We start from the raw sequence: 23,699 nt of genomic DNA, 5'->3' as shown, positions 1-23,699 counted from the left end.
CCCATATTTTTACACTTATAATTTTACCATAAAAAAAGAGTAGCGGACGACGTCCACTACTCAAGTATTGCTGATTGGATTGCTTACTGGATAACAGCGTGAACGAGCGGGCGTTCTGCCGGTTTCGTTTCACTGATATGGTACGCGTGATCCATTTTTTCGATTGCTTGATCGAGTGTTTCTTTGTTTGAACGAAGTGTTGCGATGACATCGCCGACTTCTACACGGTCGCCGACTTTCTTGTGCAACGTAACGCTTGCTGCGTGATCGATCTCATCTGCTTTCGTCGCGCGTCCTGCACCGAGGATCATTGCTGCAACACCGACTTCGTCAGCGATGATTTCAGAGACATAACCTGCTTTTGAAGCGACGAATGTTTTTTCGTATTTCGTTTCAAGTGCTTTTGTCATGTCGTCAACGAGAGACGCGTCGCCACCTTGAGCTGCGATGAACTTCTTAAAGACGTCAAGTGCTGCTCCGTTACCGAGACGTGTTTCGAGATCCGCATATGCTTCGTCAAACGTCGGGTAGAAATCACCGAGGACTGCCATGTGTGATGCAATCGTCAAGGCGATGACTTTCAAATCACGGACATCTTTCCCTTGAAGGACTTCAATCGCTTCCTTGACTTCGTTTGCGTTTCCGATCTCAAAGCCGAGCGGCTGATCCATGTCCGTAATGACAGCAACCGTCTTACGGTTGACACTCTTACCGATCGAAACCATCTCTGTCGCAAGTGCTTTTGCATCTTCGAACGATTTCATGAAGGCACCAGAACCCGTCTTGACGTCGAGTACGATGCTGTCTGCTCCTGCTGCAATCTTCTTCGACATGATTGAACTTGCGATCAATGGGATCGAGTTGACCGTCGCCGTGACGTCACGAAGGGCGTAGAGTTTTTTGTCTGCAGGCGTCAGGTTACCCGTTTGACCGATGATTGCCATCTTAATGTCGTTGACTTGTGAGACGAACGCTTCTTCTGAAAGCTCGACGTCAAAACCAGGGAACGCTTCGAGTTTGTCGATGGTTCCACCTGTATGACCGAGTCCACGACCGCTCATCTTCGCAACCGGAATGCCGATTGACGCAACGAGTGGTGCGACGATCAGACTGATTTTGTCACCAACACCGCCTGTCGAGTGTTTGTCGACTTTTTTCCCGTGGATACGTGAAAGGTCGATCACGTCGCCCGAGTTGACCATCGCCATCGTCAAATCAGCGATTTCACGATCTGACATTCCTTGATAGAAAATCGCCATCGACATCGCTGACATTTGGTAATCTGGAATCTCACCATTCGTGAATCCTTCTACCATTGCTTGAATATCAGCTGTTGCGAGTTCGCCACCGTCTCGTTTTGTTGCAATCAAATCTACCATACGCATAATCTAGTTCCTCCTCAGGAGTGGTTTGTGAGTTTTATAAACAGTCGTTACATTTTTTTGATCGAACCGCGAACGAGTGATAGGAAGTGTGCCCGGACACGTTCTGTCGTTTCGATGACTTCATCATGATGTAACGGTTGGTCGAGAATACCTGCTGCCATGTTCGAGACACATGAGATCCCAAGGACTCGCATATCGGAATGACGGGCAACGATGACTTCAGGGACCGTCGACATACCGACGACGTCGCCACCAAGCATCCGTGCCATCTTGACTTCTGCTGGCGTCTCATACGTTGGACCAGTGTTTCCGAAGTAGACACCTTGACGGACACGAATTCCGAGCTCGTCCGCTGTTTCCTGTGCAAGACGAAGTAATTCCGCATCATACGGCTTCGACATATCCGGGAAACGTGGTCCCATCTCATCGACGTTCTTCCCGATCAATGGGTTCGTACCGAAGAAGTTGATGTGATCCGTGATCAACATCAAATCACCTGGTTCGAACGCTTCGTTACAAGCACCCGCTGCGTTCGTGACGATCAATGTCTCGACACCGATCGCTTTCATGACACGGACTGGGAACGTGACCATGTCCATCGAATATCCTTCGTAGAAGTGGAATCGCCCTTGCATCGCAACGACTTGTTTCCCTTCAAGAGTACCGAAGACGAGTTGTCCCGCGTGTCCTTCGACCGTTGATACCGGGAAGTTCGGGATTTCATGATATGGAATCGCGATCGGGTTTTCGATCTCATCCGCAAGGACACCTAGTCCTGAACCGAGAATCAATCCGATCTCCGGTTTTGCCTGCATCTTGCTTTCTAAAAACGAACGTGTTTCATTCCAGTTGACTGTCATCTGAATCGCTCCCTCGAATTATAGTTCTGTTAAAAAGCTTGTTCCATGTGCCGGCATCTTGACGGCGAAGTTTTCTGCGACCGTCGCTCCAAGATCAGCGAACGTTTCACGGATACCGAGCGGTTTTGCAACACCATTTTTATGGTAGGCAAGCAATGGTACGTATTCCCGTGTATGGTCAGTCCCAGCATGAACCGGATCGTTTCCGTGGTCAGCCGTGATGATCAAGAGATCGTCTTCGTTTAAGCGAGCAAACACTTCCGGAAGTCGCGCATCGAACTCTTCGAGTGCTTGTCCGTAGCCTTGCGGATCACGACGGTGTCCGAACAGCGCATCGAAATCGACAAGGTTTAAGAAGCAAAGTCCGTTGAAATCACGATCAAGTTGTTTCACGAGCTGATCCATCCCGTCCATGTTCGACTTCGTCCGGATTGCATCCGTGACGCCTTCTCCATCGTAGATATCAGCAATCTTACCGAGCGAGATGACATCGAGTCCTGCCGTCTCGAGTTCGTTCATGACCGTCCGGTCGAATGGTTTAAGTGCATAGTCGTGACGGTTCGCTGTCCGGACCCACGCTCCTGCTTCACCAAGGAATGGACGCGCGATGATACGACCGAGCATGTACGGGTCATCCCGTGTGATATCACGTGCGTATTCACAAATCCGGTACAATTCTTCTAATGGCACGACTTCTTCGTGTGCTGCGATTTGAAGGACAGAGTCTGCCGACGTATAGACGATCAAGGCGCCTGTCTCGACATGTTCTTGTCCGAGTTCGTCGAGAATTTCCGTACCAGAAGCCGGTTTGTTCCCAATGATCTTCCGACCTGAGAACTCTTCTAGGCGATGAATCAAATCATCCGGGAATTTTTCGAAGACACGGAATGGTGTATCGATCCGGAGTCCCATGATCTCCCAATGCCCTGTCATCGTATCTTTCCCTGCAGATACTTCCTGCATTTTTCCGTATGCCGCAAGCGGTGCTTCTTCAGCTGAGATACCTTCGATCGGTTCGATATGCGAGAGACCGAGTTTTGCCATGTTCGGCATGTTGAGTCCGTTGCGTTCACGCGCGATGTGACCGAGCGTATGCGAACCAAGATCTCCGAACTGTTCAGCGTCCGGTGCTTCTCCGATTCCTACGGAGTCCATGACGATCAAAAATACACGTTTAAATGATTGAGCCATTTGCTGTTCCTCCTATATACGAGCTGTAGTTGTGCGATTCCCGTTACGATTTTTCCCGGAAAGGGACTAGACAAAACGCATCATTTGTCTGAAGTCAGACCTTTAAAAGATAGAACCATCATGCCCGTGGATGATGTTTCTTATACACGTCGTGAAGTCGTGCTTTGTTAACGTGTGTATACATTTGTGTCGTCGACAAATCAGCGTGTCCTAGCATTTCTTGTACGACGCGTAAATCGGCACCATTTTCAAGTAGATGGGTCGCGAACGAATGGCGCAGGACGTGCGGTGTGATCTCTTTTTCAATACCCGCTTCCTTTGCCCGTCGCTTGATCATCTTCCAAAACCCTTGCCGTGACAAACGATCACCGCGACTGTTTAAGAAGACATCGTCCGTCTTTTGACCGCCGAGACTATTGCGCGCGAGGTCAAGATATGTCCTGACACTTTCAATCGATGTCGTACTCATCGGGATGATCCGGGATTTGTTCCCTTTCCCAAGACACGACAGATACCCGAGTTCGAGTTGCAAATCGTTCAACTTCAGTTGGAGCAGTTCGCTGACGCGCATGCCTGTTCCATAGAGAAGCTCAAGCATTGCTGCATCTCGTCGTGTAAGCGGATCGACACCGACGACCGAATCAAGCAAGCGTTCGACGTCCGTTTGACTCCAGACGACGGGCAACTTTTTCTCCGGTTTCGGTAAATCAAGATGACGAGACGGATCATGTGTTGCAAGTCTCTCTTCGACCAAATATTGATGGAACGAACGGATCGAGCTCGTCGCCCGGCGAACCGTCGATCGTGACTTTCGTGCTTCAAGCAATCGTTCAATATGGTCGACGATATGATGTCGGTGAACCTGTTCGAACGAGGAAACTTCCGCTGTTTCAAGCGTCTGTAAGTATTGATTTAAATCATTTCGATACGCAGCTGCCGTATTCGCGGACATTTGCCGTTCAATCACTAAATAATTGATAAATGCTTCCAGTTGTTCACGCACTGAACTCATCCTCTTCGTTTACGAAATCGCTTACTTTCCCATCATATCAAAGGTGTAAACCGTTGTGAAGAGGTCTGACCTATAAAATTGAAAAAGAAAAACCATCCGAAATTTCGTCGGACGGTCAGACTGTTTGTGTTTGCGATTGTTCCAACGCTTCCCGAGCATGACGCTCTTGGCAGACACGGCAGACGCCATGGAATGTCAGGCGGTGATCCTTGATTTTAAAGTGGAATCGGGACACGATTTCTTTCTCTACTTCTTCTAGCATATCGTCTAAAATCTCTTCGACGGATCCGCATTCGATACAGACGAGATGGTGATGCGAATGACTCGCACCTTCTTGTCGTAAATCAAACCGGGATACGCCATCTCCGAAGTTGACCTTATCGACGACTTCAAGCTCCGTCAATAATTCGAGCGTCCGGTAAACCGTCGCAAGTCCGATGTCGGAGTTCTTTTCTTTTACAAGGAGAAAGACATTTTCGGCACTGAGGTGATCCGACTCGTGTTCGAGCAGGACACGCACAGTCGCTTCACGTTGGGGAGTCAGCTTATATCCTTTACCGCTTAGCTGTTTTTTGATGCGTTCTACACGACTTTCCATCATAACGCCCCCTTTGTTCGAACTGATGCTATTATCATAGCTGATAATCAGTCTTTTTTCAAATTAAAATGATTATCAACTGAAAATCATTTAAATGAGAATCATTTTAAAGTACGAATTTGCCAATGCTGGATTGCCATGATCGTTTTCGCGTCGACGATCGTTCCGTTTGCAACGAGTTCGAGTGCTTCTTCGAGCTTCAATGTCTTATTCTCAAGGAACTCATCCTCATCGAGTTGACGATCACCGGCAGTCAGACCAATCGCTTCATAGATATGTACACGCTCACTGCAGAAACCAGGCGCACCGTAAAAATCAAAGACATGTCGTAACTCTTTCGCGACGTATCCTGTTTCTTCCTTTAATTCGCGTCCGGCACAATCAAGTGGATCTTCGCCTTTCTCGAGTTTTCCTGCTGGAATCTCGATCGATAGACTCTCGAACGCCTTCCGGTACTGTTCCACGACGATCAAATCACCTTGTTCATCAAAAGCAATGATCGCGACGGCACCATTATGATAGACCAATTCACGGACCGAGGTATTGCCGTTCGGTAACGTGACGACATGTTTCTCGACGTCAAAGACTTTTCCTTCATAGATCACTTCACGTTCAATCGTTTTTTCTTCCATCGGATGTGTTCCCCTCTTCTATCTTAGTTTACGTTCTCTGTCATGATTAGTATGCCGTTTCCGACGTATTGCCGCAAGACTTCGAAATCGTCTTTTTCATCAGATATGATACACTAGAATGCAGAAGTTCCAAACTTATAGTTCATCTAAGAAAAGAGGGAATTGAACATGTCATTAGGATTAGGTACGATGACGATCTTAAAGCGCGGCCAGGAGGAAGCAACAGCAATCCTGCGGACGGCACTTGATGCTGGAATCACGCACTTCGATACAGCGGACGTCTATGCGAACGGAGCGGTCGAATCCATCATCGGTCAAACCTTCTCACAAGAGGATCGCAGTCGATTGTTCCTCGCCTCAAAAGGTGGGAATCGGATGAACGCGACCGGAACCGGTTGGACATGGGATCCGAGTTATGACTATCTGAAGCAAGCTTGTCTTGAAAGTTTGAATCGTCTTGAAACTCCTTATCTCGATCTGTATTACGTCCATGGCGGTACGATTGATGATGACATCGATGCGTCGATCCGCGCAATGGAAGATTTAAAAGCAGAGGGGAAGATCAAGGAATATGGTCTGTCGTCACTGCGCCCGAATGTCATCGAATATTGGCTCGAGCATAGTAATTTCTCTTACTTGATGACGCCTTATTCGTTGCTCGATCGCCGCATCGAAGAGTTGTTGCCACGCTTAAAAGAGAAAAACATCCAAGTCGTTGCCCGTGGTCCACTGGCAAAAGGACTCTTGACACATGAGAGTGCTTCACGCCTGCAGTCGGTTGATCGGTTCGAACAATTCGATAAGGAAACGCTTGAGGCAAGTCTACAAAAACTTCAAGATTTCCCGCTTCCGGCGCTTGCGTTGCAAGCCATCGATCAACAGGTCGATATCGTCCTTCCTGGCGCGTCAAGCGCGTCACAGCTTCAGGCAAACGTCCAAGCGATGAAAGAGCCGATCTCGCAAGCTCAAATCGATCAGGCACTTGCTACACTGCCGGTTCATCACTATACGGAACACCGGTGAGGTTTAACTCTTCATATCTCCGGGAAACTCCTTCTTTGTAACGTTCATACAGAGGAGGAGTTTTATTATGGCTCGTATTTTAATCGTATCAACAAGTGCAGATGACATGAATGGTCACAAAACAGGATTATGGTTCGAAGAGTTCGCAGCACCATACAACCTGTTTAAGGATGCAGGACATGACGTGACGGTCACTTCGATCAAAGGTGGCGACGTCCCGATCGATAAAGCATCGATCGTCAAAGAAATCTTGCCGAAATTCCAAGATGCACGCCGTGCGTTGCACGACACGAAAGCACTCTCAGAAGTCGATCCAGCATCATTTGATGCTGTTTACTTCCCAGGTGGTCACGGTGCGGTCGTCGACTTCCCGAATAACCCACAAGTGGCAGGTGCCATTGAAGCTGTCATCAAAAAAGATGGCGTCGTCGCATCGGTCTGTCACGGTCCAGCGGCCTTTGCACACGTCATGATCGATGGCAAACCTTTCGTATCAGGTCGTCAAATCAACGGCTTCACAGACGAAGAAGAAAAATCGACAGGTCTCGAAGATAAAGTACCATTCTTGCTTGAGACGACACTTCGTGGTGAAGGCGCTACTTTCCTGACATCGGATGCTGGTAAGGAATTCGCAGTCATCGACGGCAACGTCGTCACAGGACAAAACCCGGCTTCAAGTGAAGCGGTCGCGAAACTTGTCCTTGCGAAACTTGCGACACAAGCTTAATACGATACCTTTATACAAAATGGAGCAAACGACATAACGTCGTCTGCTCCATTTTTTTGGCGTGAATTACAATCGGTGAAGTGAATCCAATCGTTCGAGATCAGCTTCAGTCTCACGTTTTTTTTGTTCGAGTCGCTTTAACTCGTCCTCGAGTTGTTGCTGTTGGGCTTGCAATGCAGATCGTTCTTCCTCCGTATAGGAACGTGCTACTTCTTTTTCTTTGAGGTACCACCATTTTTTGACTTTTTTAGGTGGCGGTCCGAGTTCAATCTGTTGCTCGTGTTGTTTGACCTCATCTATTTGTTCAGCATGCGCCAATTGAAGCTGCTTCAATTCCGCCTCATAAGTGGCTTGTCTCGCTTCAAGAATTGGTGTGAGGTACGCGAGGATATGCGCAGTAAAGTCTCGCTTGACGACCCGTCGTAACACATCTCGCCGAAGGGAAGCTTCCGAATGACCTGAGGCATTCTCCCAAACGATTGAATCCGCTCGTTCTAGAATCTCCTCTTCTTCTGCTTCTCCGAGCCAACGTAATTTCAGCAATAATGGTTCAAGGAGTGCCTCTTCTACATACGCCGTAAATTGCGAATACGAGATCGCTTCTCGTATCAGCGGTTCTTCATGTAAGCGAAATAATGCTTCCGCCTCTTCCTCAATCCAGTCTTCATAGTCATTAAAGTACATCGATTCTCTCCTTACTAAATCCTATTACAAAATAAAACTGGCTCGAATCCGCCATCTACATGACAGTCGAGCCAATATTGTTAGACGTTTGCTTCGTTCTTTTTGATTTCCGCGATTGCCCAGTCACACCAATCCAAGTAATTCAACATCATACGCAAGCCGTACTCACTCGTCAAGGTCTCCCCTAGTGTTGCACCGTTCTCGAGGTGGTCGTGACGCCAACTATGCATCATCTCGACGGCAAATTGATGGTGCCGCTTCGACTCTTCCAAATAAGCAACGGCTTCCTCTGGTGGGAGCAGATGCAAGAGCGACACCCGCATCAAGTTCTCATCCTTCATCTTCGGTTTGAATTCATTTGGTGTCCGTAACCATTCAACGAGCTCCGTACGCCCTTTATCGGTAATCGAATAGACTTTCTTGTCCGGCAAGTCTTCTTGGACGATATGAACACTCGTCACGAGCTCTGCCTCTTCCATTTTCAACAACTCTCGGTATATTTGAGTATGGTGTGCGGTCCAGAAGTGGATCATCTGTTTTTTAAAAGTCGCGCTTAAATCGTAACCGGTCGCTTCCCCTTGGGTCAGCAGCCCGAGTAGTGCAAATCGTAATGCCACTGGCTGCACCTTCTTTCCTTCTTTTGTATATATACTTAATTATCTCAAATATATCTTAATTTCGCTACTCTTGCGTCGAACGAATGTACGATTAAAAAAAGACCTACGAGCGAAATCACATTCGATCGTAGGTCTTCATGCGTTATTTCTTTCCCATTCTTTCTATTTACGTAATTGCTCGATTCCTTGTCGTACATGTCTCCAGTAAGAAGAAGGATGCGGAACGAATTGACGACGATCGAACCACTCGCCTGTCGTGTCCTGAATACGCTCGATGGACATGTCAGCGATTCGCTCAAACTGCTCGATCGAAAAAGCAATCAATCGCTTCACTTCTGTTTCCTGGAGGACGTATGCGTCTATCGCTTGATCACTTCGAGCAAGAAAGACATGGCATCGCTCACAGTCCCATAGTGACGCATCCCGAAACTCCTCTTCCTGGATGCCAAGCGGTATCAATTGATCAAACGTACACGTCAAACCAATCTCTTCCTCGAGTTCCCGGACACCATCCTCGACTGTCTCATTCGCAAGCAAGTGACCCGCTGCCGTGATATCAAGCATTCCTGGAAAGTCCTTCTTTTGTTCAGACCGTTGCTGGAGCAGCACGACGTCCCGCTTTGGATCGTAAACGAAACAATGAAACGTTTCGTGCCACAAGCCGTTTGCGTGGACTTCTGATCGTGGACGAGGTCCGAGCAGGTTGCCCGCTCGATCCACAGTCATGATCATCTCTTGTTCACTCATCGTAACACCTTCGAAGCTTGATGGAATCGCTCCCCGACCGTATAGAGTTCAGCAATCAAAAAGACAATTGCGATCCAAATGATGGCGCTTGGGAACAGGATCATCGCTGTTAGGAATAAAAACCCTTCCGTCCGCTCGACGAGTCCCGGTTGATATTGAAACGACTTGTAGCCGTAATTTTCACTGACCGCTCCGATTGCGAGGAACATCGTCATCCCAATGACGAATGATGCGACGAGCAACAGAATAACGACCTGCGTTTCCGGAAATCGGAGTGCAAGACCAATCAGCACTGACAGCTCGACGATCCGGTCGAGCACAAGGTCAAGAATCGTACCAATCGGAGTTGTCTTTTCTTTTCGTGCCATCGTTCCATCGATGACATCAAGCATGCCCGAGATCCACAATAAGACAATCGCCGTTCCCATCATATCGTTATAAACGAAAAATCCCGTCGCACCACCGATGATGCCGGAGATGATCGTCACCTGTGTCGCCGATAATCCAATTTTCTTAAATAAGGTCGCCCCTTGATCAAACAGGGGTTGAACGATTTTACGCGCACGCGTATCTAACATGTCACCCCTCCTTTCTAACGATATAGCCTTCTTTCTCATGAATCGTCTCGTCTGAAGAAAGCACGAGCCGTTCTCCGGATGCTCGTTCGACTTCGTAGAAGCGAACGCCGTATTGAATGAGTTCTTTCGTAATCGTAACACGTTCATCCGTTTCCTTCGTCGGTCTTGAGACCAAGTTGACTGCCGTCAGCGGATGCCATGTTTCTTCAATCTGAATGCCTTCGCCAAAAAACGGACTTGTCTGACTAAGTGTGATTGGAGTGCCATGATCGACGATTCGTCCGTGCTCTAAGACATAAACGACATCTGCCATCGCCATTGCCTCTTCCCGATCGTGTGTGACAAGGAGCGTCGTGACACCTTGTTCCTCGGTCAACTTCCGAATCAATGCCCGAAGTTCCCGTCGTCTCGGTACATCTAGACTCGAGAACGGTTCATCGAGCAACAAGAAGTCCGGTTGACTCGCCAGCGCACGAGCTAAACTCGCTCGCTGCTGTTCGCCCCCTGACAGTTCATGGACAGCACTTTTCCCTCTTCCCTCGAGTCCGACGCGATGTAACCAGGATTCGAGCTCGATCGGTGTTAATTGTTTTGCACCGAGACGGATGTTTTGTTCGACGTTCAAATGTGGGAACAATAGCGACCGTTGAAACATCATCGTCACACCACGTTGATTCGGCGAAAGAACAGTGACATCTCGGTCGCCGAACTGAATCATTCCGCTCGTCACGCGCTCAAGACCTGCAATCAGGCGGAGAAGCGTCGTTTTCCCACTACCACTCGGTCCGACTAAGGCCACACATTGTCCAGATGCGATATTTACATCGATATCAGACAATACATGCTTCGTTCCAAATCGTTTATTGACTTGTTGTATCGTGACTTCCATTTAAACGCCTCCGTACGATTCGTATCCAACTAGAAAAAATAACGGCTTGTCCAGCATAAAAGAGAATGGGCAACCCGATCAACCACAGTGTCGCTAGACGAGCCGCTCCCTGAGAATTACCGGAATACGCCGGAAAAACTTCCAGTGCAATCATGCGGACGATTCCGCCACCAATCAACGCAACCAGTGCGTACTGACTGATGGTGATCACCGTGACGAGTAGCGTCACGGATTGTAACGTCGACCGAAGCATCGGTCCCGTCAAATAGAACCAACGCTTGAACCGGTTTCCCTCAATCAAGACCATCTGTTCAAGCATCCGTTCTCCGAGCGCCTGAAATCCGTTCGTGTACAAGCGAACTGTATAGGGTAAGGTCGGCAGAAGCAACACGAGCAGGACACCAAAAAATCGATCTGCCAAACCAAGACGGATCCATGTCAAATAGAGACCGAATGATAGCAATAACACGGGAACGAACAGCGGCAAACTAATCAAGAACTCTGCTATACGAATCCGTTTCCCCGTTTGAAAGGCAATCGCTTTTCCTGCCATGTATCCGAAGAGATGATTTAACAATACGACGGCAAAAATCATCGCGACGGTCGTGCCGAGCGTCGCTTCTAGGCGCGGATTCCAATTCCACTCTCCTGGAATCAAACCAATTAAAGGAACGATGAACAGGAGTACAACGAATACGGTCACACTGATTTTTTTCATCATTCGCTTCGCCCCCTACTGATCTTCGTTGCCAGTGGGCGTGTCAAACCAGTCATAAGCAATAGCAGGAGGAAGAGTCCTCCCGTCAAGACGACACTCATTGCAAAAGCGAGTGGTTGCTCCGATAAATCGCCTTGTGTATACAAATCGAATGCATAGACGCCAAGTAATTTTGGATAGGTCACGCCGAGCAGTGCTGGAATCTCATATGCGAACAGGATGAAGGCAAGCAAGATAAATGCTGCCTCAAGCATCGGAACGAGTAGGAAAACGCCCCGCGCATGCCAGAAGCGGCGCACTGGTGATAAACCGAGCATCATACCGAGTTCTTGATAACGCGAATCAAGGCGCCGGACCACCGGTAAGAGATAAAAAAACACGAACGGAATTTCTTTATACAGATACGTCAGGATGACACTAAAATAATTCCCTTCATGCGGTCCGATGACAGGCACATCACTCAAATAGAGAATCGCGAGGTATGCTGCTCCTAGATGAGGGATGAATAAAGGAATCGCAAGTAACGCAGCTAGTCGTGTTCTGCTCAAGAGCCTTGCGAGCACCACACCAATGATCAGCGCGAGCACCGTACTGATGATGGCCACGTAACTGCTGACGGCTAGACTCTCTAAAAAGACCTCATCCGTCAGTAGCTCGCGGTAGTCGGAAAGTGACGTCATCGAGATACTGACCCATAACCCATATAAGACCATCCCTGCCATCAAGAGTGCAGCAGGATATGCGTTACCGCGCCACACGAGACGGCCATTCCTTACGGATCATCTCGAAAATGGATGGGTCGAGTTCCGTCCGGACCTTTCCTTCAAAGACGCTTGGCTTTGGTGTCGACGGTGCAGCCGGTACATCAGCGAATTGCTTTTGTTCTGATGAATCAAGTGTCGACAAATCAAGACTCGTTCCGTCTCCCCAATACGTCGCATCATATTTTTTCAACTGTGCTTCTGGTGATAACAACGTATTGATCGCTACGAGTGCGCCCTTCGGATTCGGTGCGTTGAACGGTACGGAAAGGAAATGCGTCGACGCGATTGATCCATCCTTCAAGACGATCGGACGTGTTTGTTTCGGAAACGTTCCTGTCTTCACTTCTTGTTCAGCCCGTCGTTCGTTGAAGCCCATCGTGAAATCAACGTCTCCCTTCGCGTATAACTGATCGAGTTGGGCAAGTGTCTTTGGATAGGTCTTCCCTTTTTTCCAGAGATACGGTTTGATTTCGTTCAAATAAGCCCATGTCTTCTTGAAGTCTGCTTTCGGGTCTTTTAAAGTTTCATTCGATTCGACACCATACATGACGTGGCGGACGAAGGCATTCCCCGTAAAGTCCGTCACTTCCGGATAAGTGAAACGTCCTGGATTTTCCTTGACCCATGACTTCAGTGCTTTCAAGTCGGTCGGTGGCGACTTCACGTCAGCTGCGTCATAGTGCAACGTATATTGAACTTTCCCCCATGCGGCTTCAAGTCCGTCTGTTTTCGTACCACTATCTGAACTCTGTGCGGCAGCATCAACATATTTCATGTTCGGGAGGACTTTTGTGATTTCTCCATAGAGTAAATCATCTTTTTTAGCATTTAAAAAATTATCGCCATTGATCCAGACGACATCGATGACACCTTTTTCCTTACCTGCCTGTTTCTCAGCACGCAGTTTTTGAATGATATCCGCCGTCTCGATCGGGACCCGTTCTAACGTGATGTTGTGTTCCTTCTTCAGACGCGGTGCTACATACTCATCGATGTAGGCATTGATGCCGTCATCGCCGCCCCACATATACATCCGAACCGTTGATTTTTCCGCTTCTTTTTCGATCGTCTGATAAGAAGTCCCTAAGACATTCTTCGGCTCCGGTGTCGCATCCGGAGTACCACAGCCTGCGAGCAGCGTACCTAGGGCAAGAAAGCTGATTACCTTTGTTTTCATTTGTCGTTCTCCTCCGTCATCACTTTTTATCGAAGCCCGGTTTTCCTAACCACTCAATCAACCGTGGTATCACGCCGTACCCTTTTGCCGATAACTCCATCCACCATGGTGCATTGACTTCACGTTTACGTCGCTCTATTGCTCGGACGACAGTCGAAGCTAGTCGTTCTTTCGATAGGACGATGGAAGCGACATTTTGCTCATACTTCCGGTCGACATCCGCACGGACAAAAAATTCTGTCGCGATCGGCCCTGGATTGACCGTCATGACGTGGATGCCTTTTGGACGTAACTCCAGACGTAACGCGTTCGAAAACTGCAACATCGCTGCTTTCGTCATGCAATAGATCGTCGATTTCGGTGTCGGTAGTTTTCCGGCCTGACTGGCCACGTTGACGATCATGCCACCCTTTCTGAGTAATGGCAGACATGCCTTCGTTAAGCGAACGGGACTTAAGACGTTGATCCGGTGCATCGATTCAATCGTTTCAATCGAGGTATCGGCTAGGAAGCTGAATTCCCCGAAACCTGCGTTATTAATCAAAATATCAATCCGTCCATAACGATTTGCGAGTGTTTTCGCAAGAATTTCAGGCGCCTTTTCCAAATCGTAGACCAGGTAGTCTGCCTGGAGTTCAGATGCTAACGTTTGTAATCGATCCTCGCGTCGTGCAATTAAAATCAAGTTTGCGCCTTCTTTATGCAGAGTGCGCGCCAGTGCTTCCCCGAGTCCACTTGAAGCACCTGTGATGACGATCGTCCGGTTGATGAGTTGCATTAGACTTCCTCCGCTTTTGAATAGTAGAGGATACCTGATCGTTTCTCGACCGTGATCGCACCGCGGGCGACGAGTGTATCGAGGCGTGCTTTCATCTCACTCATGACAAGAGGGAATGATTTTTTTAATCGGTTTCCATACGTCACTTGTGCTAATTCGAATAACGTATGTTCTCCCGTAAAATACTTCAAGAGCTGATCACCACGTGCTTTGCGTTGCATCAATCGTTCTTCGACGAGTACCGCAACATCTCGAATCGGAGCACCATGTCCAGTGTAGGCGATTCGAATCTGCTCACTTTGTAATTTTTCTAAAGAGTCAAAATACGCAAGAACAGGACGTTTTACGAGCACATCATCACCTGGTTGTGGTTGCTCGAGCAATGGATTCGGCTCGACCCGGTCGAGCAGGTGATCAGCCGCGAACAACACACCATCGTCACTTAGTATTCCGATTTGGTCACTTGCATGCCCCGGTAGTTCGATGACCCGGTATCGCCCAGACGGCGTAATCGCGTCGCCTTCTTTTAATGTGAAATCAAGTTGACCTTTTCCAAGCCATTTCAAGGCAGATTGATAGCTTGGTAACATCTCTTGAATCGCTAGCGGAACGCCAAACGATGTCGCCAATCGACGCAAGAATACGTCCCCGTTGTTTAAGAAGGTCTCGTCCTGTTCCAAGTATGGGCGTAATCGCGCATGTCCATAGACGGGAATGCCTTTCTCTGAAAAGCGATGTGCCATCCCAGCATGATCCGCATGGTGATGTGTCACGATGACACGATCTAAATCCTCGACCTGAAGTTCATGTCGCGCAAGCGTCCGTTGCATCGTTTGCCATGCTTCAAGCGTATCCGGTCCACAATCAATGAGGATGTTTTCCCCTTCCGTTCGTAGTACATAGCAGTTCACGTCTCCAACCGGAAATGGTGTCGGAATCGGAATCGGGATGATTTCGTCTGATACAGTCATACCTACACGCCTCTTTTCTCTCGTCCATTTTCTTTCATTATAGAGAGAATGAAGCTATAGCGCCAAACTTTGTGCGTCAAAGGGTAACATTTGTTTTCTAGCTTACGTTAAAGCGCGAGAAATGGATGCACAAAAAACCGACCTTTCCGCAGATTGAAAGGTCGGTCAGAAACTTATTTTAAGTTGAGGACTGTTAATTTGTCGCGTGTCATCGAAGCGAGGCTACGTCCGACGCCTTGAACGCCGAGACCCGATGATTTCACACCGATGAATGGGAAGTGGTCAGGACCACGTTCCGTCCGACCATTGATTTGAACAGAACCTGTTTCAAGCGCATCCGCTACTGCAAACGCAGCATCGATGTTCTCTGTGAAGACACTTGCTTGAAGACCGTATTCTGATTCGTTTGAGTATGCAATCATTTCGTCGACCGAGTTGACACGGATGATTGGAAGAACTGGTCCGAACGGCTCTTCCCAAGCAACGCGCATATCGCGTGTCACGTTGTCAAGAAGTGTTGGTTCGATCAAGTTCGCCGTACGTCCGCCACCTGTGACGAGTGTTGCGCCTTTGTCTGTTGCGTCCGTGATCAAGCCTTCGACGAAGTCCGCTGATTTCGTATCGATGAGCGGTACGACGACACTGTCTTGTTCAGGTGAACCGACTGTCAATTTCGCGATTCGTGTCTTGAGTTCTTCGATGAGTGCATCCGCTTGGTGATCAAGAACGAAGACGCGTTTGATTGCTGTACAACGTTGACCTGAGTAAGAGAACGCCCCACTGATGATATGGTCTGCCGCAAGTGACAGATTCGCATCTTCAAGAACGAGCGCTGGGTCTTTTCCACCAAGTTCAAGGACAAGTGGAATCATTGCCGATTGACGCGACAAATGTTGTCCTGTGCCTGTACCACCAGTAAATGTGATCATGTTGATGCCTGGGTGAGCCGTCAAGTAATCACCGATGACCGATCCACGACCTGTGACGATGTTGACGAGTCCAGCTGGAAGACCTGCTGCGACGAGTGCCTCGACCATCAAGATACCGCTGATCGAACCTTGTGTTGCCGGTTTGAAGACGACGGCGTTTCCTGTCATGAGGGCAGGTGCGAGTTTCGCTGCTGCCAAGTTGACTGGGTAGTTGAACGGTGAAATTGCAAGCACGACGCCGAGTGGTGCTTTTTTGATGACCGCGATTTTTTTCGCGCTACCACCAGGGAACGAATCCCCTTGCATCATCTGACCGTCGAAACGGAGACCTTCTTCCGCTGTGTAGCGAATGATTTCAGCTGTCCGTTTGACCTCTTTGACGCCATCTGCACGTCCTTTACCGACTTCGCGCATGATGACTTCACCGATTTCGTCCGCACGTTTTTCGAGTTCCGTTGCCCAAGCGTGAAGCAATTCAGCCCGTTTGTTCGCTGGTTGTTTTGCCCACTCTGCTTGTGCCGCTTTCGCTGAAGCGATGGCACGATCGACTTCCGGTTTCGTCATCGCTTGAACGCGACCGACAAGATCCTCTTTATATGGTGAAGAGATTTCAATTGTCTCTTTTGATTCACTTTCATGCCATTGTCCATCTAGTAAAAATGTGTAGGTTGTTGCTGTAGTCATTCCACTCTACCTCCATTTATTTTTATCTCTCTCATTTCAGTGTGTGGCTGCATAGCTTATTGTAATCAATTGGTCTGACAAATGCCAAACTTTTTGCTTAACATATTATGAAAGCGATTACAACACTTTTTTTGTCAATTCAGAACTAGAATTTTCAGCGTAGCATGCCGATAACTAGTCAGAAGTGAAGTGAAGGTAATGGAAAGGGGCACAACCATATGTATAATCAGCACGATATTTTATTAGAAGCCGGCACGAACGAACTCGAGATCGTCATCTTCCATTGCGGACCATACACGTTTGGAATCAACGTCATGAAGGTCCGGGAAATCATCGTTCCGCTCCCGATGACACCACTCCCAGGTACACCGGATGCTGTCAAAGGATTGATTGAACTCCGTGGCGAAGTCATGACGGTCATCGATTTGCCGACCGTCATCGGTGTTCCTCACGATGAAGCAACCGAGGATCGATTGATCATCTGTGAATTTAATGGGGAAAAGAGCGTCCTGCGTGTCGATTCCGTGACGGAAATCCGTCGTATCTCATGGGAACAGATCGATACACCAAACGAACTCGCTCGTGGCATTGAGGGATTAACGAACGGTGTCGTCAAAACGGGCGACAAGATGATCATCTTGCTCGACTACGAAAAAATCGCACTTGAGCTCTCACGCAAGGATATCTTCGCCCGCGAAGAAGGGCGTCGCGTCCAGTCCCGTGACCGGTCCGACAAAGTCATCTGGATCGCCGAAGACTCGGAAATGCTTCGGACATTGATCATCGAAACACTCGAGGAAGCCGGTTACCATGGTCTGAAATGGTTCATCAATGGTAAGGACGCTTTTGATGCGTTTGAAAACGGAAGCAACTGCGACCTCCTGATCACCGATATCGAGATGCCGAAGATGGATGGACTACACTTGACGAAACGACTCCGTGAAGATGATCGTTATGCGGAATTGCCAATCATCGTCTTCTCTTCCTTGATTTCCGACGATTTACGCCATAAAGGTGAGTCGGTTGGTGTCAATGCACAAATCACGAAACCGGAAATCGGTCGTTTGATCGAAACGGTCGATTCATACGTCTTATAAGAAAAAAGCCGACAGCATGTCGGCTTTTTTGATCTATTCGATTGCTCAACGCAGCGCGTCAAGATTTTTTCCAGTAAACACATCGAGCCAGACGACACGGAATTCCACCATGCATTGCTCAATCCGATCGACGATTTCTTGTGTTCCGGTCATTGAACCAGATTCTGCTTCTTTTTCAAGCAGTTCGAAATCATCAGCTAAATCATCAGCGGCAACGGAATAGGAAGCACCTTTTAGCAAGTGAGCGAGCTTTTCAGTTTGCTCAGCATCTTGCTTGGCGACGGCATCTTTTAGTTCAGGAAACTTTCGATCGAACTGCGCGATATACGTTTCTCCGATTTTTTGAAGGAACGCGTGATCCCCACCCGCAATCGATTGAAGTTCTTCGAGCTTCTTAGCATTAAAAAAAGGCATGTCTTCCCCTCCTCTGTTTTCATCTTATCACTAATCTTCGTAAAAAAAATCGGAGAATCATTTACACGCTGTCACATCTATTTCTATAATGAGACAGTGAAGAGCAGGAGGGATAGACAATATGTTGACGATTTATCGAAGCGATGTCACCGGGGCAGTCAACGAGATACAGGAGTTCACGAAGGGTTCCTGGATCCATCTTGTCAATCCGACAAAGGACGAAGCCGACCAAGTCATCGCTGCTACGAATATTCCAGAGGATTTCATATATGACCCTTTGGACGTGGAAGAAAAACCACGTTTTGAAAAAGATGAAGAAGGTCTACTGATGATCGTCGACGTTCCCTACATCGAAGAAGAATCATCAGGACGCCGTTATAATACGATTCCGCTCGGTATCATCGTGACATCCCGTCATTTCATCACCGTTTGTTCGCAACAGCTCGATGTCCTGACGTTATTCTCGAGTGGTAAGTTGCGAGGATTCCGGACGAATTACCGATCGCGCTTCGTATTCCAGATTCTCTATAAAGTCAGTTCCTCGTATTTACGTTTCTTGCGTCAAATCGATCGTCGTATGGACGAACTTGAGGAAGAACTTCAACGTTCGATGCGAAATCAAGAAATCTTTCAATTGATGAATCTTCAAAAATCATTGGTCTATTTCATGACGTCCTTGAAATCGAACGATGGTGTGCTCGACCGAATCATTAAGACACCGAGTCTTGAGAAACATGAAGATGATGAAGATTTACTGGAAGACGTCTTCGTCGAACACCGACAAGCGATGGAGATGGCTCAAATTTATAAAGACATCATCAGTTCGACGATGGATACGTTTGGTTCTGTCATCTCGAACAACGTCAACTTCGTTATGAAGTTCCTTGCCTCAATTACGATTGTCATCTCGATTCCGACGATGATTTCCGGGATGTTCGGGATGAACGTCCACGTTCCATGGGAAGGAGAAGTCATCGGATTCTGGATTGTTTTCGGTATGATGATCTTCTTCTCTGGTCTTGCCGCCTTCATCTTATGGCGGAGAAGGTTCTTTTAGTTCAAGTAGATCCAGAGCTTGTATGACTCAAAAAAGACTCAGCGACGGTGCTTCCGTCGCTGAGTCTTTTCATTTACAGGTTAATTGATTTCGACCGTCACGAGACATAGGTCATCCGCTTCATCGCTCTGATCCGGTTGAATCAACTGATGGATGTTCGGTCCTTGTTGTTCGATCAGATTCTGGATGGCATGGATTCCTTCATCAATGCCTTTACTGTAGAGTTCCATGAAACCATCCGTGTACAAGTAAACACATCCTGGTGAGACGATGTCGATCGTCTTGCTCGAATACGTCGAGTCTTCGAACATACCGACAGGAAGTCCCGTATTCTCAAGCGGAATGATTCGATCATTCATGCGTAACAAACCAGGTGGGTGCCCTGCGTTCGCATAGCTGAGCTTCATCTCATCTAGGTCGATGTAGAGGTAAACGGCAGTGAAATAGATTTCTGTCTCGTCTCCCGGGAACAAACGACTCATCTGCTGATTCAATTCTTCAAGTACTTGTGCTGGATCACCAATCCGGTGCACGAGTTCGAACAAAATCGAACTCATTCCCATCGTGATCAGCGCAGAAGAGACACCGTGTCCCATGACGTCAAACAAGATGATGCCGTATTTATTTTGAGAGATGCGGTACCAGGCGTACATATCTCCCGCGAGCTTTTTAGAAGGGATATACGTCGCCATGATGCGGATCTCATCGTCTTCGATATTCGCACTGAGCACACTCTGTTGCAGTTTTTGCGCCAAATCAAAGTCTTCCTGTAATACTTTTTCATATCGTTTTCGCGCATCGATTGCTTGCTTCAGACCAATCGCGTTACGAACTCGCGCGAGCAATTCCGTTTTACGGATCGGTTTCGTCGTATAATCCGATGCTCCTGCATTCAGTCCATCAACGATATCTTCTTCGTTTGATCGCCCGGAAACGATCAGAATCGGTAATTCATCAAGACCAAACCGTTTTCGAATCAAACGTGTCGCCTCGATTCCGCTGATTCCTGGCATTTCGACGTCGAGAAGAACGACGTCCAACTGTTCGATGAATAACGGATCCTCCATCAATTCGATTGCTTCTTCCCCACTCATCGCCTTGACGACGTCATAGCCTTCATTTTCTAACAATCGCTCTAGGAGCATTAAATTCGTTAACTCATCATCTACGACCAAAATACTCATACGCCGTCACCTCGTTCCGTTTAACATGTTTATCTGACATCAGTTTAGCACACAACCTACAATTTCGTTTAGACGGAAGCTGCGTTTTCCGTCATACTAGAAAGTGAACGAAAGGAGGAGTGGACTATGTGGTTATATGTCGTCTCCATTCTCATCATCGTATTCGTCTTGGTCGCCTCGATCATCGTCATTTCGAAAGGATATGGCTACAAAGGCAACAAAGATGATATCGAAATCGATTATGATGAAATCAACCGAAAACTTCGTCACGAAAATGATGATGATTCATCCAACAAATGAACCTCTTAGACCATCATATCACGATGGTCTTTTTTATATTCATTTCAAATACATGTTATTTTTAAATGTTTTTTATTCACTCACAAGGGTATATCCATATCATGGTTAAATATTATCTCAAGGGAGTGTTCATCATGGAACCGAAGCTTCAACATGATCCACACGCAGCACACGCAGAACATCCGAATCGCCAGTTCGATCAGGAAGAATCATCAGGTCGTCAAATCAATCTCGTCACAGGGATGTTGCTCGGTGCCCTTGTCGGCGGTCTATTGACGCTACTTAGTTCTTCGTCTCGCCAAAATACGAAACAGAGTTTACGGGGGGCGAAAGATTCCGTCTCTACCCTCGCTTCTTCTATTAAGGAAGATCCGTCAGGTAAAGCATCACAAGTCATCAATCAAGTGAAGAGTGCTTCAAGCATCATTCAAGAAGTCGCATCTGACGTTCAAAATGTCTATGACAAAGTGAACACAGAGCTTGAAACGGTGAAATCAGATGCCTCGACGGTGAAAGAGACAGTAAATGAGACGAAAGGTGACTTGAATGCAATCAGCAATAAAGTCGTCGAAGCGAAGGATGTCGCACTCGGCAAAGAAGAACCACCTGCTGAGCATGATGCTTCCGACAAACAAGCAAATGATTCTCAATCTTCCGAGGAAAAACATAAAGGTGAAGGCATCTAATCATTCAATGCACTTCTTCTTTCTCCCCGACATGTTCAGCATGTCGGGGTTTTTAGCGTAGGAATTGAACAACGATCGCAACGCGTTCGCGCATTCCAAATCGAAGGACTCCTGAAAGTGGCGTTTCAGCCGGAATCGCATCCGTCTGTAAACCAAGTTGTTTCGCCTCTTGTCGCGCACGGTACAGATGAAAGTCTGACGTGACGATCGAGACGCGACGAACGTCCTTTGGCAACAACGCTTTTGAAAATTGTAGATTTTCCGTCGTTGATGTCGAGTCGGCTTCAAGGATCAACCGTTCTTCAGCAATCCCAGATGCCACCATCCCGCGACGCATCGCCTCTGCTTCTGAAATATCTTCATCCGGACCTTGTCCACCGCTCAAGATGAAGCGGACTTCTGAATGTTGTTTCCCATATGCCGCAGCTGCCTGAATCCGGTTATGTAGGATTTGCGACGGTTTTTCTCCTTTGACACCCGCACCGAGGACGATGACATACGGTGACGTCCCATCAGCGAGTGGCCGTTCCCCTTTATTGACGAAAATACCGACACTGTACCAGAAGGCGACACAAGCGACTAGTCCCCCACCGACCATCCATTTGATGTTTCGTTTGTTAAACGTGCGTTTGATCATACCGTACGACCTCTCTACTAAAAAATGGCTTACGGTAGGCAATACGAATGGTTCTCCAAAAAAGTTTCAGCATAACAGGTTCGGACTCAATGAAAAAAGGCTGACTCAAAAAAGAATGACGCGTCTTTTCACGCCCTTTCCTCAGGCGAGACACAAGCCAGTTTTCCTGCTTTATTCAAGTAGGAAAGCGGGTCTTATTTGTCTCTGTCAGCGCAAAGATGCGCTTTTCCCTGTAGGAGTTGCGTGAAACGCGTCATTCTTTTTGTTACAAGATAGGGGTGGCAGATCATCATTCTGCCACCCCTATCTTTGTAGAGACTGACTGTTGAGTCAGCCCCTTTCCTATTTACTGACTCGTTATCAATTTCCCCAAATTGATGTTACGTATTCCGGATGATCGATGAACGGATTCCGGTTTTTTTGCCACTTCTCGAAGATGACATCGTTGCGACGTTTCTCGAAGCTATCAACTGGGTCAAGCTTATTCCATGCTTTCAGCGTCGACAATTTGCCGTGTAACGGGTTCGTACCATTATTGACGTTTTCTGAAGCTTCGAGATCGATTTCTCCGCCACCTTCATAACGAACCGCCATGTAGAAGATCATCCGTGCGATGTCACCTTTGACGCGGTTCGGTGGTTCCCATGAATCGCCATCACGGTAGCAATCGCAACCACTGTATTTCGTACCGCCATTGTCGAAGTCAAGATTCCCACGTGCACTGTTGACGACGACGTCTTCCGGACGCAAGTGATGCAAGTCTGTTCCAGGACCGTTCGTCGTACCAAAGTCACCGTGCGACTTTGCCCAGACATGTTCACGATTCCATTGACCGACATTCCCACCGTTGTTACTTTTCGCAATCGATTTCCCCGTGTATAACTCGATGACGTTATTCGCATTATTTGGATCTTGATCCGTTTCTTTCAGTGCTGTCCATACCGTGTCGTATGACACTTGTGTATGGTTGTCGATGATATCGTGCAGCGATGCCTTCAACGCTGCCCCTGTCTTCCCCGCTGCTGGTAGATAGTACGCATCGATCGTCGATTGTGACGTGACCATCTGCGGACCTGCTGAAACTTGTTTTGGATCAACTGTTTTTGCTGTGACCGGTGTAAAGACGATTGACCCGAGTGCAAGTGTTGCGGCAAGCGCACCTGTGACCTTTGACTTCCAGTTCATGTGTGTTCCCCCTTAAATGGTATGTATGAGAGCTGGTGTTACACGCTCATTTTCACACCGAATCCATTCCTGGTGGAAGATGGACGATAGACCTGCTTTTTTAAAGGTGAGTCGTCGTTCAGAATATTCATCGAAAGGCAACGGTTAGATGGTCCTGATTTTTTTCATTCATGAC

The 23,699-nt window shown here is 47.7% G+C and carries 27 protein-coding genes; 6 read left to right on the top strand and 21 right to left on the bottom strand.

Going from position 1 to position 23,699, the window contains the following annotated elements; all coding sequences use genetic code 11:
• Positions 1–83 precede the first annotated feature (83 nt).
• The 6 genes from EXW93_RS05045 to EXW93_RS05020 form a co-directional block, all read right to left on the bottom strand.
• The gene (locus EXW93_RS05045; RefSeq protein ID WP_055967087.1) at positions 84–1,385 is read right to left on the bottom strand and encodes a pyrimidine-nucleoside phosphorylase; all 1,302 of its coding nucleotides are present in this window, start codon (positions 1,383–1,385) and stop codon (positions 84–86) included.
• Positions 1,386–1,432: 47 nt separating this feature from the next.
• Positions 1,433–2,245, bottom strand: a complete 813-nt coding sequence (locus EXW93_RS05040; RefSeq protein ID WP_029341181.1) for a purine-nucleoside phosphorylase — start codon at positions 2,243–2,245, stop codon at positions 1,433–1,435.
• 18 nt (positions 2,246–2,263) lie between these two features.
• On the bottom strand, positions 2,264–3,436 hold the full coding sequence (gene deoB / locus EXW93_RS05035; protein ID WP_055967084.1) for a phosphopentomutase: 1,173 nt from the start codon (positions 3,434–3,436) through the stop codon (positions 2,264–2,266).
• A 118-nt stretch (positions 3,437–3,554) separates the two neighbouring features.
• Positions 3,555–4,439: a site-specific tyrosine recombinase XerD gene (gene xerD / locus EXW93_RS05030; RefSeq protein WP_023467676.1), complete on the bottom strand. Its 885-nt coding sequence runs from the start codon at positions 4,437–4,439 to the stop codon at positions 3,555–3,557.
• Positions 4,440–4,563: 124 nt separating this feature from the next.
• Positions 4,564–5,046, bottom strand: coding sequence for a ferric iron uptake transcriptional regulator (gene fur, locus EXW93_RS05025; protein ID WP_023467675.1), 483 nt, complete (start codon positions 5,044–5,046; stop codon positions 4,564–4,566).
• Between the two features lie 101 nt (positions 5,047–5,147).
• On the bottom strand, positions 5,148–5,678 hold the full coding sequence (locus tag EXW93_RS05020) for an NUDIX domain-containing protein (protein ID WP_023467674.1): 531 nt from the start codon (positions 5,676–5,678) through the stop codon (positions 5,148–5,150).
• A 168-nt stretch (positions 5,679–5,846) separates the two neighbouring features.
• On the opposite strand from EXW93_RS05020, the gene EXW93_RS05015 reads away from it, so the two are divergent.
• Both EXW93_RS05015 and EXW93_RS05010 read left to right on the top strand, forming a co-directional pair.
• Positions 5,847–6,701, top strand: a complete 855-nt coding sequence (locus EXW93_RS05015) for an aldo/keto reductase (protein WP_174316074.1) — start codon at positions 5,847–5,849, stop codon at positions 6,699–6,701.
• Between the two features lie 67 nt (positions 6,702–6,768).
• A complete protein-coding gene (locus EXW93_RS05010; protein ID WP_023467672.1) occupies positions 6,769–7,428 on the top strand; it encodes a type 1 glutamine amidotransferase domain-containing protein in 660 nt (219 codons plus the stop codon).
• 66 nt (positions 7,429–7,494) lie between these two features.
• Here the strand turns inward: EXW93_RS05010 and EXW93_RS05005 are convergent, their stop codons facing one another.
• The 11 genes from EXW93_RS05005 to EXW93_RS04955 all read right to left on the bottom strand — a co-directional run bounded on the left by EXW93_RS05005 (position 7,495) and on the right by EXW93_RS04955 (position 16,964).
• Positions 7,495–8,112 (bottom strand): hypothetical protein, encoded by a 618-nt coding sequence (locus EXW93_RS05005; protein ID WP_174316073.1) that lies wholly within the window; start codon positions 8,110–8,112, stop codon positions 7,495–7,497.
• Positions 8,113–8,192: 80 nt separating this feature from the next.
• Entirely contained in the window at positions 8,193–8,729 is a 537-nt protein-coding gene (locus EXW93_RS05000) for a PadR family transcriptional regulator (protein ID WP_023467670.1), read from the bottom strand.
• Positions 8,730–8,891: 162 nt separating this feature from the next.
• A complete protein-coding gene (locus EXW93_RS04995; RefSeq protein WP_023467669.1) occupies positions 8,892–9,476 on the bottom strand; it encodes an NUDIX hydrolase in 585 nt (194 codons plus the stop codon).
• On the bottom strand, positions 9,473–10,054 hold the full coding sequence (locus EXW93_RS04990; RefSeq protein WP_023467668.1) for a CDP-alcohol phosphatidyltransferase family protein: 582 nt from the start codon (positions 10,052–10,054) through the stop codon (positions 9,473–9,475). The genes EXW93_RS04995 and EXW93_RS04990 overlap by 4 nt, the downstream gene beginning before the upstream one ends.
• Position 10,055: 1 nt before the next feature.
• Positions 10,056–10,943, bottom strand: a complete 888-nt coding sequence (locus EXW93_RS04985) for an ABC transporter ATP-binding protein (RefSeq protein WP_174316072.1) — start codon at positions 10,941–10,943, stop codon at positions 10,056–10,058.
• Positions 10,915–11,664 carry an ABC transporter permease subunit gene (locus tag EXW93_RS04980; protein ID WP_254606180.1) on the bottom strand — a complete coding sequence of 250 codons (750 nt, stop codon included), beginning with the start codon at positions 11,662–11,664 and terminating at the stop codon, positions 10,915–10,917. Before EXW93_RS04980 ends, EXW93_RS04985 begins: the two co-directional genes overlap by 29 nt.
• Entirely contained in the window at positions 11,661–12,419 is a 759-nt protein-coding gene (locus EXW93_RS04975) for an ABC transporter permease (protein ID WP_174316071.1), read from the bottom strand. Before EXW93_RS04975 ends, EXW93_RS04980 begins: the two co-directional genes overlap by 4 nt.
• The gene (locus EXW93_RS04970; RefSeq protein ID WP_035398210.1) at positions 12,406–13,602 is read right to left on the bottom strand and encodes an ABC transporter substrate-binding protein; all 1,197 of its coding nucleotides are present in this window, start codon (positions 13,600–13,602) and stop codon (positions 12,406–12,408) included. The genes EXW93_RS04975 and EXW93_RS04970 overlap by 14 nt, the downstream gene beginning before the upstream one ends.
• Positions 13,603–13,621: 19 nt before the next feature.
• Positions 13,622–14,380: an SDR family NAD(P)-dependent oxidoreductase gene (locus tag EXW93_RS04965; protein ID WP_174316070.1), complete on the bottom strand. Its 759-nt coding sequence runs from the start codon at positions 14,378–14,380 to the stop codon at positions 13,622–13,624.
• On the bottom strand, positions 14,380–15,351 hold the full coding sequence (locus EXW93_RS04960; RefSeq protein WP_055967066.1) for an MBL fold metallo-hydrolase: 972 nt from the start codon (positions 15,349–15,351) through the stop codon (positions 14,380–14,382). Before EXW93_RS04960 ends, EXW93_RS04965 begins: the two co-directional genes overlap by 1 nt.
• Positions 15,352–15,524: 173 nt before the next feature.
• Positions 15,525–16,964, bottom strand: coding sequence for an NADP-dependent glyceraldehyde-3-phosphate dehydrogenase (locus EXW93_RS04955; protein WP_023467661.1), 1,440 nt, complete (start codon positions 16,962–16,964; stop codon positions 15,525–15,527).
• Between the two features lie 218 nt (positions 16,965–17,182).
• Between EXW93_RS04955 and EXW93_RS04950 the strand changes: the two genes are divergently transcribed.
• A complete protein-coding gene (locus EXW93_RS04950) occupies positions 17,183–18,061 on the top strand; it encodes a chemotaxis protein CheV (RefSeq protein ID WP_055967060.1) in 879 nt (292 codons plus the stop codon).
• 45 nt (positions 18,062–18,106) lie between these two features.
• Here the strand turns inward: EXW93_RS04950 and EXW93_RS04945 are convergent, their stop codons facing one another.
• Positions 18,107–18,475, bottom strand: a complete 369-nt coding sequence (locus EXW93_RS04945; protein WP_023467659.1) for an Hpt domain-containing protein — start codon at positions 18,473–18,475, stop codon at positions 18,107–18,109.
• Between the two features lie 121 nt (positions 18,476–18,596).
• Between EXW93_RS04945 and EXW93_RS04940 the strand changes: the two genes are divergently transcribed.
• On the top strand, positions 18,597–19,532 hold the full coding sequence (locus EXW93_RS04940; RefSeq protein ID WP_023467658.1) for a magnesium transporter CorA family protein: 936 nt from the start codon (positions 18,597–18,599) through the stop codon (positions 19,530–19,532).
• Between the two features lie 80 nt (positions 19,533–19,612).
• Here the strand turns inward: EXW93_RS04940 and EXW93_RS04935 are convergent, their stop codons facing one another.
• The gene (locus tag EXW93_RS04935) at positions 19,613–20,716 is read right to left on the bottom strand and encodes a PP2C family protein-serine/threonine phosphatase (protein WP_023467657.1); all 1,104 of its coding nucleotides are present in this window, start codon (positions 20,714–20,716) and stop codon (positions 19,613–19,615) included.
• Positions 20,717–20,842: 126 nt separating this feature from the next.
• Between EXW93_RS04935 and ytzI the strand changes: the two genes are divergently transcribed.
• Positions 20,843–21,016, top strand: a complete 174-nt coding sequence (gene ytzI, locus EXW93_RS04930) for a YtzI protein (RefSeq protein ID WP_023467656.1) — start codon at positions 20,843–20,845, stop codon at positions 21,014–21,016.
• A 134-nt stretch (positions 21,017–21,150) separates the two neighbouring features.
• Positions 21,151–21,702: a hypothetical protein gene (locus EXW93_RS04925; RefSeq protein WP_023467655.1), complete on the top strand. Its 552-nt coding sequence runs from the start codon at positions 21,151–21,153 to the stop codon at positions 21,700–21,702.
• Between the two features lie 52 nt (positions 21,703–21,754).
• On the opposite strand, the gene EXW93_RS04920 is transcribed toward EXW93_RS04925, so the two are convergent.
• Together EXW93_RS04920 and EXW93_RS04915 are read right to left on the bottom strand one after the other, a co-directional pair.
• A complete protein-coding gene (locus EXW93_RS04920; protein ID WP_023467654.1) occupies positions 21,755–22,339 on the bottom strand; it encodes a YdcF family protein in 585 nt (194 codons plus the stop codon).
• 360 nt (positions 22,340–22,699) lie between these two features.
• Positions 22,700–23,524 carry an endonuclease I family protein gene (locus tag EXW93_RS04915; protein ID WP_035398221.1) on the bottom strand — a complete coding sequence of 275 codons (825 nt, stop codon included), beginning with the start codon at positions 23,522–23,524 and terminating at the stop codon, positions 22,700–22,702.
• Between the last annotated feature and the right edge of the window lie 175 nt (positions 23,525–23,699).

Origin of the sequence: Exiguobacterium sp. JMULE1 (assembly GCF_013337175.1) — a bacterium.
In the GTDB taxonomy this organism is placed as follows: Bacteria; Bacillota; Bacilli; order Exiguobacteriales; family Exiguobacteriaceae; genus Exiguobacterium_A; species Exiguobacterium_A indicum.
Note: the sequence above shows the minus strand (reverse complement) of the source record. Positions and strands in the feature narration are given on the sequence as shown.